This window comes from Demequina sp. NBRC 110056 (assembly GCF_002090155.1).
Classification (GTDB): domain Bacteria; phylum Actinomycetota; class Actinomycetes; order Actinomycetales; family Demequinaceae; genus Demequina.
The window spans coordinates 65193-79717 of record NZ_BBRM01000004.1 but is presented as its reverse complement, the minus strand read 5'-3'; the positions used below and the strand labels follow the sequence as shown (position 1 = coordinate 79717).

Sequence of the window (14525 nt, the reverse complement as noted above, 5' to 3'; positions counted from 1 at the left end):
GGGGTCTGGTGGCGCAACGCCGATGCGCGCGCGGCTATGCCCGCGCCGGCGCCCTGGAAGGCGCTGAGTGCCACTTTCGCCGTCTATTCGGCACTGGGTGCCTTCCAGGAGGCGAGCGGAGCGGAAGCGAGCCCGTCTTACTCGCGGTCGGAGCCCGACGCGGCCAGCGCATCGGCCGGCCGCGATCTCGAGCGGACCCGTGAAGCGACCACGTGGACCGCAGCGGCGAGCACGAACGCGGCAGCGAACAGCCCAAGCGCCATCACCGGCGACTCCATGAGGGTCGGGTCGATGAGCATGACGACGGCCAGCACCAGCATCGTGACGCCGGCGAACAGCTTGAGCAGCTCGCCGTGCTTGTCCTGGAGCTTGGTGGCGCGCATCGTCGCGACCGCGATCCCGAAGATGATGAGCTCGTCGAGCAGGAACGGGATCATGTACGCGAGGAACAGTCCCGCGGTCTCCGCCGGGCCGACGCCGTTCGCGTGCAGCATTCCTGTCCACAGGACCGGGAAGCCCGCGGTGCACGGCGTCTCCAACAGGGACACGCCCACGGCGAGCGCGATGGTGGCCCCGAGGGCAGGCAGCAGGCGTTCCTTGCCGGCGGCCTCGCGCATGCGCCGGTAGATGCCGGGCTTGTCCTCCTTCCTGATGGTGAAGGACACGCCCTTGCCGAACGCGAAGTAGTCCTTGACGGACACCACGCCGAACACGCCCGCGATGACGGCGACGGCGATCTGGATCCATCCCATCATCCCCACGACGGCGAGCGCGGAGTAGAACGCCGCCATGTACAGCCCGTACATGGCTGCGGTGATGACGAGGAACGTGGTGCCGATCGCGAGCACCCGCCGGCGCGAGTTGCTGCGCAGCACGATGGCGAGCAGCACCGACAGCACCCACAGGGAGCAGGGGTTGATGCCGTCGACGAAGCCGATGACGATGGTCGACATCAGCAGCGAGTCTGCGGACACGGTGACCTCGCCGATCAGCGGCACGTCGATCACCGTCTGCGGTGCCTCGGCCGAGCACGCGCCGGCGTCCTGCGAGCACGTGCCGGCGCCCTCGGTGCCGAACACGCCCGGCATCGGCGTCCCGCCGCTCTCGACCGTCGCGATGGCGCCCGCCATGTCCTGCTCGATCTGGTCGGTCCAGCCGATCCACACGCGGTCGCCGATGATGGTGGTCGGCACCGAGCCCGCGGCGAAGCCGAGCCGCTCCGCCTCCTGGGCGAACAGGTCCTGGTTGACGTCGTCGTGCCAAACCTCGTACTCGACGATCTCGAGGTCCGGGTGCTGCTGCTCGACGGTCGCGAGCCACTCCTTCTCCGCCGCGCAGTTGGGGCAGCCGTCGCCCCAGAACAGGACCAGGTCGGCGTCGGGGTCCACCGTCGGGGAGGTCGCCGTAGGCAGCGCCGATGCGCTCGCGGCCCCCGTGGCCGACGCAGGGAGCGCTGTGGCAGGGAAGGCGGCGATCGAGGCCGGGTTGGCGGCACCCGAGGTGGCGGCGACCGCGCCCGATGTCGCTGCGACCGCGCCCGCGGTGGTGGCCGGGGCGAGCAGCACGACGAGCACCGTGACGACGAGCACCGTGCCGAGGGCCGCGAGGGCCAGGCGCGCGTGCCGCATCGCGACCGTCACGTCCGTGAGCTCAGTCGGTGGACTCGTGCGCCACGGGTGCCGGCTGGTCACCCGTCGCCGCGATCGCGGTGATGGCGTTGCCGCCGCTGAGGATGAGGAGCGCGCCGGCGAGGAGCGTTCCGCACACCGCGGCGAGGGTGCGCTGGGTGCGGGAGGGCTGAGGGACGGCACGGGTGCTCATGCGACCACGGTAGGTTCGCGCCGCGCGCCGTCAGCGGGCCCTAGGTCCCGTCGTCAGGGGCGTCGACGGGGAGCGTCGGCGCACCACCTCACGGATCACCTCTGCGCGGATGCTGCACCCAAGCGGGACGCGGACCGCTTTCCCCGAGTTCGTCCGCGAGTTCGTGCGCGCGCGGCCAGCGTCAGCGCTACGGGCTCGGGTAGCCGTACCCGAGCACCAGCCCGGCCAGCGGGGCGTAGGTCGTCTCGCACGTTCCGGTTGTCGTGGTCGATGCGCACGAGGTGGACGTGGAGACGGGCACCAGGAACACGGCCGCCGCGAGGAGACCGACGACCCAGCGCCGCACGCGTACGCGCCGCTCGTGCGGGAGCGACCCGCGTACCGGTGCCGGCTGGTCCATGGGGCCAGGCTACTGGCGTGGTGCGTGCAGAACCCTCGCCTCCACGCAGCGCGCGTCCCGCACGCAGATGCGGGCGAGGTCTACACGAACTCGGGATGTGGGCGAGCGTCAGGCCCTCCGGTGCTGACGCATCCACGCCTCGACCGCGTCGGGCTCGCGCGGAAGCGCCGCGGAGAGGTTCTCGACGCCGTCCTCCGTCACGAGCACGTCGTCCTCGATCCGCACGCCGATGCCGCGCAGCTCCGCGGGGACCGCCAGGTCGTCGGCCTTGAAGTACAGCCCCGGCTCGATGGTGAACACCATGCCCGGCTCGAGCGGCCCATCCATGTAGAGCTCGCGCTTGGCCTGCGCGCAGTCGTGCACGTCGAGGCCCAGGTGGTGAGAGGTCGAGTGCACCATCCAGCGGCGGAACAGCTTGGACTCCTCGTGCTCGGCCTCGGGCACGATGCCCCACTCGCGCAGGCGAGCCTCGATGACGTCCATCGCCGCCTCATGGACGTCGCGGAACGTGGCGCCGGGGCGCGCGGCCGCGAACGCCGCGTCGGCCGCCTCGAGCACCACGCCGTACACGCGGCGCTGCACGTCGGAGAACTCGCCGGTCACCGGCATGGTGCGGGTGATGTCGGCGGTGTAGAGCGACTCGACCTCGACGCCGGCGTCGAGCAGCAGCAGGTCGCCCTCGCGCACCTGGCCGTGGTTGGTGATCCAGTGCAGCGTCGTGGCGTGCGCGCCCGACGCGGCGATGGTCTCGTACCCGACGGCGTTGCCCTCCTCGCGGGCGTGGCCGTCGAAGGTCGCCTCGACCACGCGCTCGCCGCGCTTGTGCGCGATGGCGCGCGGCAGCTCGCCGACCACGCGCTCGAAGCCCGCGATGGTCGCGTCGACGGCGTCGCGCAGCTGCTGGACCTCCCACTCGTCCTTGACGAGGCGCATCTCCGACAGCGCGCGCCGCACCGGCTTGTGCGGGTGGGCGCTCAGGCGCAGCCCGCTCGGGAGGTCGGCCAGCGGCGCCGTGGCGATGCCCGTCATCGCCGCGAACTCCTCGAGGCCGGGACGGCGGCCGATCCAGAACTCGCCGGTGCGCGGATCCGTGTAGAAGCCGTCATCGTCCTTGCCGGCGGGCGGCACGAGGTACAGCGTGGCGTCGTGGCCGGTCGCGGTGGGCTCGAGGATCAGCACGGCGCCCGGCTCGCGGTCGGTGCCCAGGCCCGTGAGGTAGGCGAAGTCGCGGTCGGGGGAGAAGCGGTAGTCGGTGTCGTTCGAGCGGACCTTGAGGTCTCCGGCCGGGACGACGATGCGCTTGCCGGGGAAGCGCGCCGACAGCGCCGCCCGGCGCTCGGCGGCGAAGGACGCCGACGCCATCGCGGTCGACTCGAGGTCGTCGGGCTCGGCCCACTGGGAGCCGATCCACGCCTTGAACTCGTCGTTGTCGGGGCGCAGCGCGCGGGCCTTGTTGGACTTCTGGGACTGCTCTTCGTTCACCGCACCATCGTCGCACGTCGGCGGCGCGCCGCGGCGCCAGCCCGCCGGCCGAAAGGGACGAATCGGGCGATCCGCCGCGCTCGCAGTGACCTCGGTCACACCGGTTTGTTCCAGGGGTTTCGCCGCCCGTAGAGTCGCGCTCGCGTGAGAGCCCGTCGGGCTCCGCTGAGGGGAGAACCAACCATGGGCCGTCTGCGCCTGCCTGCCGTCGTGCTGTCCGGAGTGACCGCCGCCGCTGTGACCATCGGGAGCGTCGCTCCCGCCGCCGCCCTGCCGGGCACGCCGTCCGAGCTCGAGCTGCTCGAGCAGTCGGCGGCCGCCGCCTCGGCTGCGGCCGACCAGGCGTTCATCGACGCCGACTGGAGCGACGTCCTCGCCCAGGCTGACGCGTTCGACGCGATCGTCGCGGAGCTCCGCTCCCGACGCGACGCTGCGGCGAACGCCGTCGCCGCCGCCGAGCAGGTGCGTGACGAGGCCGCCGAGATCGCCGAGGCCGCCGAGGCCGACCACCGCGCCAAGCAGATCGCGCGCAACAAGGCGAAGAAGGCGGCGGACGCTCAGGAGGAGGTCGTCAACGCCGCCCGCGTCGCGCGCAACGGCGCCGTGAAGGCGCTGCGCGCCGCCGAGGCCGAGGTCGAGCGCCTCGAGGGCCTCGTGCCCGCCGCCGAGCAGGCAGTGACCGATGCGGAGGCGGCTGCCGCCGCGACCGCCACGGCCCTCGCCACCGCTGAGGCCGACTACCAGACGCCGGTCGCGACGCTCATCGGCGCCCCCGCGTGGTGGACCGACGTCGTGTCGGAGCCCCTGACTGTGGCCCAGCTGTTCTCGCGCATCGCCGACGCCGAGACCGCCGTCGAGGCCAAGCGCGCTGGCGCCGAGGCCGCTCAGGCTGCCATCGACTCCGCGCAATCCGCGTATGACGCAGCGACCGGCTTCGTGAAGCTCGCTGCAGCATTGCGTCTCGCGGAGGCACGCCTGACCCATGGTCCGACGCTGCTCGAGTTCGCCGGCCTCCAGGCCCGCGTGACCGTGCTTCAGCGCGCGGCCGACGAGACCGGCGCGACGGCCCTGCGCACCGCGCTGAACGACGCCCAGGCCGCCCACACCGCGGCGCTTGGTGCCGTGGCCGACGCGGAGCAGGCGCTGTCGGACCTCGAGGCCGACGTGGATGCCGCGCGCCTCGCCGCCGTCGCGGCCCAGGAGGACAAGGACGCCAAGCAGGCAGCCCTGTTCGCCGCTCAGGACCTGCGCGACGAGCTCAAGGCGGCTCAGCAGGCCGCTCACGACGCGCTGATCGCCGCGAAGGGACCGCGCGACGCCGCGGTCGCCGACCTCGAGGCAGCGCAGGCGGACCTCGACGCCGCCGAGGCGCGCCTCGCGGAGATCGACGCGGTCCTCGGGCGCCTCGCGGACGCCCTCCGCTCGGTCGCCGACCGCCGCGCCGACCTGGCCGACTTCGAGCGCGTCCGCTCGGAGGTCGTGTGGAACCTGCTCGACGGACCGCAGTCGGCGCAGACCGGCGACGTGGTGACGCTGAGCTTCACCGTGCCGGGCTCGACGACGTTCGACCTGCTCGACGCCTCCGTGGCGGTCGTCCAGCCGGACGCCGACGTGGCCGCGTGCGACATCCCCGCCGACGGCATCGTCCCGGCAGGCACCGTCGTGACCTGCGAGGTCGAGCACACCGTCACCTTCGAGGACCTGCTCGAGGGTGCCGTGACCGTCAAGGTCGAGCTGACCGGCTTCCTGCCGCTCGGCCCGGGCAACCCGCGTGCGACCGCCGCCACCCGCACGGCGCTCGTCGTCGAGCACGAGGTCTCCTTCGAGGTGCTGCCTGCCGCCGCGCCCGTCGCGACCGAGGACGACGTCGTGGCCACCGAGGACGAGGAGGCCCCCGCCGTTGAGACCACGTCCGAGGAGCTGTCGGACACGGGCGCGGACACCTCGCTCGTGACCTTCGCCGCGGTCCTGGTCGCCGTCGGAGCCGCGCTCGTGATCGGCACCCGTCGCCAGCGCGCCTGACGCACCGGCGCGATCGAAGGCCGCCGCACTCCCGCACGGGAGGCGGCGGCCTTCGCCGTAGGCTGGCGGGATGCGGATCGACCTTCACACCCACTCGCGGGTGTCCGACGGCACTGGCTCGCCGGCGCAGGTCATGCGCGAGGCGGCCGAGGCCGGCCTCGACGTCGTCGCGCTCACCGATCACGACAGCGTCGACGGGTGGGACGAGGCGTCGGAGACCGCCGCCGAGCTGGGTCTGGTCTTCGTGCCCGGCATCGAGGTCTCGTGCCGCCACCGCGGCATCTCGATCCACCTACTCAGCTATTGGCACCGGCGCGACGACGACGGGGTCGAGCTGATGCTCGCGAGGACGCGCGACGCGCGCGTGGACCGCGCACGAGAGATCGTCCGCCGCATCGGGCAGGACTACCCCGTCACCTGGGAGGCCGTGTCCGAGCAGGCGGGCGGCGCCGCCACGGTGGGCCGCCCCCACATCGCCGATGCGCTCGTCGCCCAGGGCGTCGTCCCCACCCGGGACGCGGCGTTCCACTCGATCCTCATCCCCGGCTCGCGGTACTACGTCCCGCACTACGCCCCTGAGGTCACCGACGCCGTCAGGACGATGCGCCAGGCCGGGGGAGTGACGGTCTTCGCCCACCCCGGCGCCGATGCGCGTGGAAAGGTCGTGACGACCTCCGTCATTGAAGGCATGGCCCGCGCGGGTCTCGCGGGTCTCGAGGTCGACCACCGCGACCACGACGAGCGCCAGGTCACCCGCCTGTCGCGGATCGCCGACCGCCTCGGCCTGGTCCGCACCGGGGCGAGCGACTACCACGGCACCGGGAAGCGCAACCGGCTCGGCGAGAACGTCACGACCCCCGAAGCCTTCGCCCGGCTTGAGGCGGCTCGCGCGTAGCGGGACGGCGGGCTCGTCCCGCCTCGACCGGCGGCCCCGACCGGCGCCCTCGGTGCCGGGGGCCGTCCGCCGGTGCGATCGTCGCGAGGCGCGGCGGCGGCGTCCCTAGACTCGCGCCATGACCTTCGCCGCGACGCCCCTCCTGGAGAGTGCCCACGTGCGCCTCGAGCCGCTCGTGCCTGCGCACGCTCCGGACCTCGCGCAGGCGATCGCCGAGGGCGACCTGTCGAGCCTCGCGTACACGCGCATCCCGGCGCCTGACGATGTGCGCGAGGAGATCGCCAGGCGGTTGGCCGCGCAGGTCGTGGGAACCATGGCGCCGTGGGCGGTCGTCGACCTGGCCTCGGGCCGCGCGATCGGCATGACCACCTACATGAACATCGACGAGCCGAACCGCCGGGTCGAGATCGGCTCGACGTGGCTCGCGCGCTCCGTGCACGGCACCACCGTGAACCCCGCGGCGAAGCTGCTCCTGCTCGAGCGGGCCTTCGACGTGCTCGGCTGCGTCGCCGTCGAGCTGCGCACGGATCGTCGCAACGCGCAGTCGCGCGCCGCGATCGCGAAGCTCGGCGCCACGCAGGACGGCATCCTCCGCCGCCACACGGTCATGGCCGACGGCCACATCCGCGACACCGTGGTGTTCTCGATCCTCGACAGCGAGTGGCCAGGGGTTCGCGATGGACTGGTGGCGCGCCTCGAGACGGGGCCAGGCTCAGGCGCGCACTCCCCGGCATAGCGCTGTTCGTCGGGCGCGGCGTACCGCCGACGCCTGCGACGCCGCCAGCACCCGGCGCCTCGGACCCGCCGGACGCACGAGGGCCCCGGCGCCGGTGACGACGTCGGGGCCCTGCGTGAGAGTCGGTGGGTTGTCAGGCCTGCGGCTGCGCCGACTGGCTCTGGCCGCCCTGGCCGCCGCTGCGGCGACGGCGGCGGTTGCGCTTGCGGCGCTGGCCGCCCTCGCCCGAGCCGGCGTCGGTACGGCGCTCGGCGCCTGCATCGGCGCTGCGCGACTCGTTCGAGCGGCCCTCACCGGAACGGCCGCCCTCACCGCCGCGGCCCCCGCGCCCGCCGCGCGAGCGGCCCCGGCCACCCTGGCCGCCGCGGCCGCCGTCACGTCCGCCGTCGCGGCCACCCGAGCGCTGGCCGCCCGTGTGCTTGCCGGTCTCGCCGAGGTCCTCGACCTTCTCGGCCTCGAGGCCCGCGAGGTGCTGCTCCGACTTGGGCAGACGGCCCTTGGTGCCCTCGGGGATGTCGAGGTCGTCGAACAGGTGCGGCGACGTCGAGTAGGTCTCGACGGGCTCGGGGTAGCCGAGGTCGAGCGCCTTGTCGATGAGCGACCAGCGCGGGACGTCGTCCCAATCCACGAAGCTCACCGCGGTGCCGGTCTTGCCGGCACGGCCCGTGCGGCCGATGCGGTGGAGGTACGTCTTCTCGTCCTCGGGGCACTGGTAGTTGATCACGTGGGTGACGTCCTCGACGTCGATGCCGCGCGCGGCGACGTCGGTCGCGACCAGCACGTCGATCTTCGAGTTGCGGAACGCGCGCAGCGCCTGCTCGCGAGCGCCCTGGCCCAGGTCGCCGTGGATCGCGCCGGCCGCGAAGCCGCGGTCGCGCAGCTCGTCCGAGACCTTCGCGGCGGTGCGCTTGGTGCGCGCGAACACGACGGTGCGGCCGCGGCCGTTCGCCTGCAGGATGCGCGCGAGCACCTCGATCTTGTCGAGCGCGTGGGCGCGGTAGACGACCTGCTTGATGGCCTTGACGGTGGCGCCGTCGTCGTCCGGGTCCGCGGCGCGGATGTGCGTGGGCTGCGTCATGTAGCGACGCGCCAGCGCGACGACCGGCCCGGGCATGGTGGCCGAGAACAGCATGGTGTGGCGCGAGGCCGGGGTGGCGGCGAGCAGGCGCTCGACGTCGGGCAGGAAGCCCAGGTCGAGCATCTCGTCGGCCTCGTCGAGCACGACGGTGCGCACGAAGCGCAGGTCGAGGTGTCCCTGGTTGAGGAGGTCGATCATGCGGCCGGGGGTGCCGACGACGACCTCGGCGCCCTTCTCGAGCGCCTCGATCTGGGGCTCGTATGCGCGGCCACCGTAGATCTGGACGATGCGCGTCGAGCGCTTCTTCGACGCCGTGATGAGGTCGCCCGCCACCTGCACCGCGAGCTCGCGGGTCGGGGCGACGACGAGGGCCTGCGGCTTGCCGGGCTCGTCGAGCGCGTCGAAGCCGTCCTCGCCGGGCGAGACGGTGCGATGCAGCAGCGGGACGCCGAAGCCGAGCGTCTTGCCCGTTCCCGTCTTCGCCTGGCCGATGATGTCGTGGCCGCTCAGCGCGACCGGCAGCGTCATCGCCTGGATCGGGAAGGGCGTCTCGATGCCCTTGTCCGCGAGCGCCTGCGCGATCAGCGGGTTGATCGGGTACTCGGCGAAGGTCTTCTCGGGAGGGGCCGATGCGGTCGTCGCCTCGGGCGCGGCGGCGTCGGTGGTCGAGGTGGCGTCGTCGAGCACGGTGGTGCTCTCAGGCGCAGTGGTGCTCTCGGGCGCAGGTGCGCCCGCGGGGGTGTCAGTCATGGAGATCCTTGTTCGGATGCGCGCGTCGGGCGCGCTGTCGGCGGGCAGCCGATCGCGAATCATTGTCCTTGCGGCCATCGCTGTCTGCAGCGGAACCGCGCTTCTCATGACGACCGGTCAGCCCCGGGTCGCCGTCCAGTCTACCGGTCGCGCGCGGCCGAGGCCAGGACCGCCGGCGCGAGGGCCGCTCAGGCGGGGGAGTCCGGCGCGGCCGTGAACGGAGCGGAGCGCGGGTCGAGCACCTGCGCGGCGATGGCCTCGATGGCGAACGCGCTGGTCTTCGCGAGCGTCACGTTCGACGGGTCGAGCAGCCACTGCACCTGCATGCCGTCCATGACCGCGAGGATGGACGCGGCGGCGTGGTCGAGGGTCTCGGGGTCCTCGACGCCCTGCTCGGCGCACATGACGCGGAACGCCGCGGCGACCTCGCCGCGCAGGACCTGGTAGCGCTCCTCGAAGTACTCGCGGCCCGGGTTGCCGTCGGTCACCGACTCGGCGGACAGGACGGCGTAGGCCTGGACGATGCCGGGGCGCTGCTCGTTGGCGAACGCGGTGCGGATGAGGTGACGGAACAGCTCGGTGCCATCAGGGATGTGCTGGCCCTCGATGCCCTCGACGTCGGACTCGTCGCGGTAGCGCAGGACCTCGACCAGGAGGCGGTCCTTCGACCCGAAGTGGTGGAGGATCCCGGCGTGGGTCATGCCCACCTGCTCGGCGATCTCCGCGAGCGGGCCGTTGTTGTAGCCCTTCGACCCGAAGATCTCGAGCGCAGCCCGGAGGATGTCGCGGCGCCGCTCGGCGGTCTCGGGCCGCGGCGGCAGCTGCCTCCTGGTGGGGCTCATGGATGACCTCGCTTGGCTTCGCTGCTCGGCGCCCGAAACGGTTCGGGCGTGGTGCCGAGTCTATTCACACCCTCGCGTCGTGCTGCGGCGCGGTCCCGGAAGGTCACGAATCGGCAACATCGGCGGTCAGGTCTTGCTAGTTACTGACTGTACTGTAAGTTAATCGCAGATGGCCCCGCCGGGGTCCCGTCAATGATGATCGGGAGACACGTTCGTGACGATGACGTCCAGCCAGAGCGCCGCACCGGCGACGCTCGACGCGAGCCGCGCGCTCGCCGCTGCGCTGCCCCTCGAGCGACAGGTCGAGCTGCTGACCGGCGCCACCATGTGGCGACTGATCGCGCTGCCCGAGCTCGGCGCCCGGTCGGTCACCTTCTCGGACGGCCCTGTCGGCGTGCGCGGCATCGGCGAGCGCGAGGGCGAGACCTCGATCCTCTTCCCGACGCCGTCCGCGATGGCCGCCGCGTGGGACCCCGAGCTCGCCCGCACCATCGGTCAGGGCTTCGCGCAGGAGGCCCGCGAGCACGGCGTCGACGTCGTGCTCGCGCCCCAGGTCAACCTCCAGCGCACGCCCGTCGGGGGACGCCACTTCGAGTGCTTCTCCGAGGACCCGCTGCTGACGTCCGTGATCGGCTCCGCCGTCGTGGAGGGCCTCCAGCAGGAGGGCGTCGCGGCCTGCATGAAGCACTTCATCGCCAACGATTCCGAGACCGAGCGCACGAGCTACACGTCCGTCGTCGACGAGCGCGTCCTGCGCGAGGTCTACCTCGCCCCGTTCGAGGCTGCTGTCCAGGCGGGCCTGTGGTCGCTGATGGCCGCCTACAACGGGGTCGACGACGGCGCCGAGTCCGCCACGATGACCGAGCATCGCCACCTCACCGTGGACGTCCTCAAGGGCGACCTGGGGTTCGACGGCGTGGTCGTGTCCGACTGGGAGGCGACGCGTCGCGCGGCGCAGGCGGCCCGCGGCGGGCTCGACCTGGTGATGCCGGGCCCGGGCGGGCCGTGGGCCGAGGGTCTTCTCGCCGCGGTGCACGAGGGCTTGGTGAGCCCTGCGGAGATCGAGGACAAGGTGGCCCGGGTGCTGCTGCTCGCCGCTCGTGTGGGGGCGTTCGGCTCGGACCCCGCCGCTACCCCCGAGCACCGCGACCTGCGTGTCCTGGTCCGTGACGTCGCCGCGCGCTCGACGGTCGCGCTGCGGGCGGTGCGCGGGCACGCGCCGTGGGAGCGCCCCGCGCCTCGGTCGATCGCGCTCGTGGGCTCGAACGCGCAGCGGCCCCACGTGCTCGGCGGGGGCTCCTCGACGGTGCACCCGGCCCACGTCGTGACGCCCCTCGAGGGCCTCGCCGCCCGGTGGCCGGATGCGCGCATCGTGGTCGAGCGCGGCGGTGACACCCGTGCCTTCGCCCCGCGGTTGGACCTCGACGGTCGCTCGAACGGGCTGCACGTGACGTGGTTCGACGCGCGGGGCGACGTGCTCGGGCGCGAGCGCGTCGTCGAGCACGACGGCTGGCTTCGTGAGATCCCCGACGGCGCCGTCGAGGCGGAGCTCGCGTGCACCGTCGCCCTCGCGGAGCCCGGTGCACACCAGCTGTCGGTCGGCACGGTCGGCGTGCATTCGACGCGCATCGACGGTGCCGTCGCCTCGGCCTCCGACGTGTCCGTCGGCGTGGACTGCATCCTCGACTCGTCGGCGAACAACCCCGACTGCCCCGCAGTCGAGGTCGCCATCGAGGCCCCGCGCGAGGTCGCGATCCTGTCGCGCCACGAGGTCGTGGACGCCGCCGGGTACGGGCGCTTCGTGCGCGCCGAGCTCCGCCACGCGCTGCCCCGGCGCAGCGACGACGAGGAGATCGCGGATGCCGTGCGGGCAGCCGCGGCCGCAGACCTCGCCGTGGTCGTGGTGGGCACCAACGAGGAGAGCGAGTCCGAGGGTTGGGACCGCATCACCCTCGCCCTGCCCGGCCGCCAGGACGAGCTGGTCGAGCGGGTTCTCGAGGAGGCTCCTGACGCCGTGATCGTCGTCAACGCCGGCGCCCCGGTGCTCCTGCCGTGGCTCGAGCGCGCTCGCACCGTGCTCTGGGCGTGGTTCCCTGGCCAGGAGGCAGGCCACGCCCTGGCCGACGTCCTTGCGGGCGAGGTCGAGCCGGAGGGGCGCCTGCCCTGGACCCTTCCCGCGCGCGACAGCGACGTGCCCGTGCCGCACGCGATCCCCCAGGACGGGGTCGTGGCGTACACGGACGGGCTCGACGTCGGCTACCGGGCGTGGGAGCGCTCCGGTGCCGTGCCGGCCGGGCCGTTCGGGCACGGCCTTGGCTGGACCGACTGGAGCCATCGCGTCCACGCCGGCCCGCGCATCGGCCCTGATGGAGCGGTCGAGCTGGACGTCGAGGTGACGAACACGGGCGAGCGGCGCGGCCGCGAGGTCGTCCAGGTCTACGTCGAGGGTCCGGAAGATGGCCCCGAGCGGCCGGTCAGGTGGCTCGGCGGCTTCGCCGCCGTGAGCGCCGATGCGGGCGAGGCGGCGACGGCGACGGTGCGCCTCGCGGCGCGGGTCTTCGAGGTGTGGGACGTGCAGCGGCAGGCCTGGATCCTGCCCGAGGGCGAGTACCGCCTGCGCGTCGGGAGGTCAGTGCGCGACATCCGCGCGGACGCTGTGGTCCGCCTGGGCGCGTCCGAGACGACGAGGAGGTCGTTGTAGTCCGGCGCCGCACGACCCAAGGGCGCAATGCCAAGAACCATGCACGGTCTCGTGGACAATCGGGATCGCAACTCAAGGAGGAGAACATGAGGATGAGGAAGTCCTCGATCGCGGCGATCTCCGTCGCCGCGGCCCTGACCCTCGCCGCGTGCAGCGGCGAGGACCCCACCACCCCGGAGGAGTCGAGCACGGGCGGCGACAGCACGCCCACGGCCGGCGCCCCTCTCACCATCGCGAAGCCCGACGGCGCGATCGCCACCGAGTCGAACAACCCCTGGGTGGGAGACTCGTCCGGCCTCAAGCTGGGCTACATCAACGCGATCCTCGAGCCGCTGGGACACGTGAACACCGTGGACCCGACGGCCGAGGTCACCCCGTGGCTGGCCAAGGACATCAGCTGGAACGACGACTGGACCCAGGTCACCCTGGTGCCCCAGGACGGCGTCACCTGGTCCGACGGCGAGGCCTTCGACGTCGAGGACATCGCGTTCACGTTCCAGCTGTTCCTCGACTACCCGGAGCTCGACACCGCGGCCATGGGCCTCACCGGCGTCGAGAACACCGGGGAGTCGGTGGTCCTGACCTTCGACGCGCCGATGTTCGTCAAGCAGGACAAGGTGCTCCACAAGCTCATCGTCCCCGAGCACGTGTGGAAGGACGTGGCGGACCCCGCCACCGAGACCTTCCTCGAGCCGGTGGGCACCGGCCCGTACGTCATGGACAGCTTCTCGACCCAGTCGGTCGAGCTGACGGCGCGTGACGACTACTGGGGCGGCGAGCTCGCGGTGCCGACGCTGTACTACGTCTCGTACAACGACAACACCGCCCTCACGACGGCGCTCGCGACGGGCGACGCCGACTGGGCGCAGGCGTTCATCCCGAACGTCCAGTCCGCGTACCTCGACAAGGACCCCGACCACAACAAGTATTGGGCGCCCGCCGGCCTCGCCGCCGACGTCATGTACATGAACCTGTCGGAGAAGCCCTTCGACGACGTGGCGTTCCGCACCGCGGTCAACATGGTCGTGGACCGTGCCAAGCATGCCGAGATCGCCCGCGAGGGCGGCGTCCCCGAGCTCACCTCGGTGACGGGCCTGCCCACGCCGGTCGGCGACTCGTACATCTCGTCCGACTACGTCGGCCAGACGTACGCGGTGGACGTCGAGGGCGCGCGCGGCGTGCTCGAGGACGCGGGGTACACCTGGGACGGCTCGGACATGCTGGTCGACCCCGACGGCGAGACCGTGACGTTCGAGCTCCAGGTCCCGCAGGGCTGGAACGACTACGTGACCGGCATCTCGCTGATCGCGGACTCCGTGGCCGCGCTCGGCGTGACCGCGACCGTGAACACGCCGGACGTCGACACGTGGTGGAACGACAAGTCGATCGGAGACTTCGACGCGATCCTCCACTGGACCGACGGCGGCGTCACCCCGTACGACATGTACAAGTCGATGCTGAGCGGCGAGTGGCTGGTGCCCTTCGGGGAGCCCGCGAACAACAACTTCGGCCGGTTCGACAATGCCGAGGTGACGGCAGCGCTGAACGACTTCGCGAACGCCCAGGACGACGCCGCGCGCCAGTCCGCGCTCGACGTCGTCGAGCAGGTGTTCGTCGACGAGGTGCCGGTCATCCCGGTGGGCACCCGACCGTCGATCGGCGAGTACAACACCCGTAACTACGTCGGATGGCCCTCGGACGAGGACCCGTACGCCGACATCAACCCGACGGTGGCGGCCGCGTCGCTCATCCTCACCCGTCTCGAGCAGGCGAGCTGAGGCACGGCCCCTCGGGCACG

The 14525-nt window shown here is 72.5% G+C and carries 11 protein-coding genes; 5 read left to right on the top strand and 6 right to left on the bottom strand.

Annotated features, from left to right (window positions below):
- Nucleotides 1–137: 137 nt before the first annotated feature.
- The 4 genes from B7K25_RS06705 to B7K25_RS13945 all read right to left on the bottom strand — a co-directional run bounded on the left by B7K25_RS06705 (nucleotide 138) and on the right by B7K25_RS13945 (nucleotide 3703).
- Entirely contained in the window at nucleotides 138–1640 is a 1503-nt protein-coding gene (locus B7K25_RS06705; protein WP_084104966.1) for a hypothetical protein, read from the bottom strand.
- Nucleotides 1641–1650: 10 nt separating this feature from the next.
- Complete coding sequence (locus tag B7K25_RS13745) at nucleotides 1651–1821, bottom strand: hypothetical protein (protein ID WP_159450147.1); 171 nt, start codon at nucleotides 1819–1821, stop codon at nucleotides 1651–1653.
- 187 nt (nucleotides 1822–2008) lie between these two features.
- On the bottom strand, nucleotides 2009–2221 hold the full coding sequence (locus B7K25_RS13580; RefSeq protein WP_144018907.1) for a hypothetical protein: 213 nt from the start codon (nucleotides 2219–2221) through the stop codon (nucleotides 2009–2011).
- 108 nt (nucleotides 2222–2329) lie between these two features.
- Nucleotides 2330–3703, bottom strand: coding sequence for an aminopeptidase P family protein (locus tag B7K25_RS13945; protein ID WP_234988110.1), 1374 nt, complete (start codon nucleotides 3701–3703; stop codon nucleotides 2330–2332).
- Nucleotides 3704–3886: 183 nt separating this feature from the next.
- Between B7K25_RS13945 and B7K25_RS13940 the strand changes: the two genes are divergently transcribed.
- The 3 genes from B7K25_RS13940 to B7K25_RS06685 all read left to right on the top strand — a co-directional run bounded on the left by B7K25_RS13940 (nucleotide 3887) and on the right by B7K25_RS06685 (nucleotide 7356).
- Entirely contained in the window at nucleotides 3887–5725 is a 1839-nt protein-coding gene (locus B7K25_RS13940; RefSeq protein WP_084104964.1) for a hypothetical protein, read from the top strand.
- A gap of 70 nt (nucleotides 5726–5795) precedes the next feature.
- Nucleotides 5796–6620: a PHP domain-containing protein gene (locus tag B7K25_RS06690; RefSeq protein ID WP_084104963.1), complete on the top strand. Its 825-nt coding sequence runs from the start codon at nucleotides 5796–5798 to the stop codon at nucleotides 6618–6620.
- A 118-nt stretch (nucleotides 6621–6738) separates the two neighbouring features.
- Nucleotides 6739–7356, top strand: a complete 618-nt coding sequence (locus B7K25_RS06685; RefSeq protein WP_084104962.1) for a GNAT family N-acetyltransferase — start codon at nucleotides 6739–6741, stop codon at nucleotides 7354–7356.
- 133 nt (nucleotides 7357–7489) lie between these two features.
- Here B7K25_RS06685 and B7K25_RS06680 read toward each other — a convergent pair whose 3' ends face one another.
- Together B7K25_RS06680 and B7K25_RS06675 are read right to left on the bottom strand one after the other, a co-directional pair.
- Complete coding sequence (locus tag B7K25_RS06680; protein ID WP_084104961.1) at nucleotides 7490–9184, bottom strand: DEAD/DEAH box helicase; 1695 nt, start codon at nucleotides 9182–9184, stop codon at nucleotides 7490–7492.
- Nucleotides 9185–9372: 188 nt separating this feature from the next.
- Entirely contained in the window at nucleotides 9373–10026 is a 654-nt protein-coding gene (locus B7K25_RS06675) for a TetR/AcrR family transcriptional regulator (RefSeq protein WP_084104960.1), read from the bottom strand.
- Nucleotides 10027–10246: 220 nt separating this feature from the next.
- Here B7K25_RS06675 and B7K25_RS06670 point away from each other — a divergent pair, with 220 nt between their 5' ends.
- A complete protein-coding gene (locus B7K25_RS06670) occupies nucleotides 10247–12727 on the top strand; it encodes a beta-glucosidase (protein WP_084104959.1) in 2481 nt (826 codons plus the stop codon).
- An 86-nt stretch (nucleotides 12728–12813) separates the two neighbouring features.
- The gene (locus B7K25_RS06665) at nucleotides 12814–14505 is read left to right on the top strand and encodes an ABC transporter substrate-binding protein (protein ID WP_084104958.1); all 1692 of its coding nucleotides are present in this window, start codon (nucleotides 12814–12816) and stop codon (nucleotides 14503–14505) included.
- Nucleotides 14506–14525: the final 20 nt, after the last annotated feature.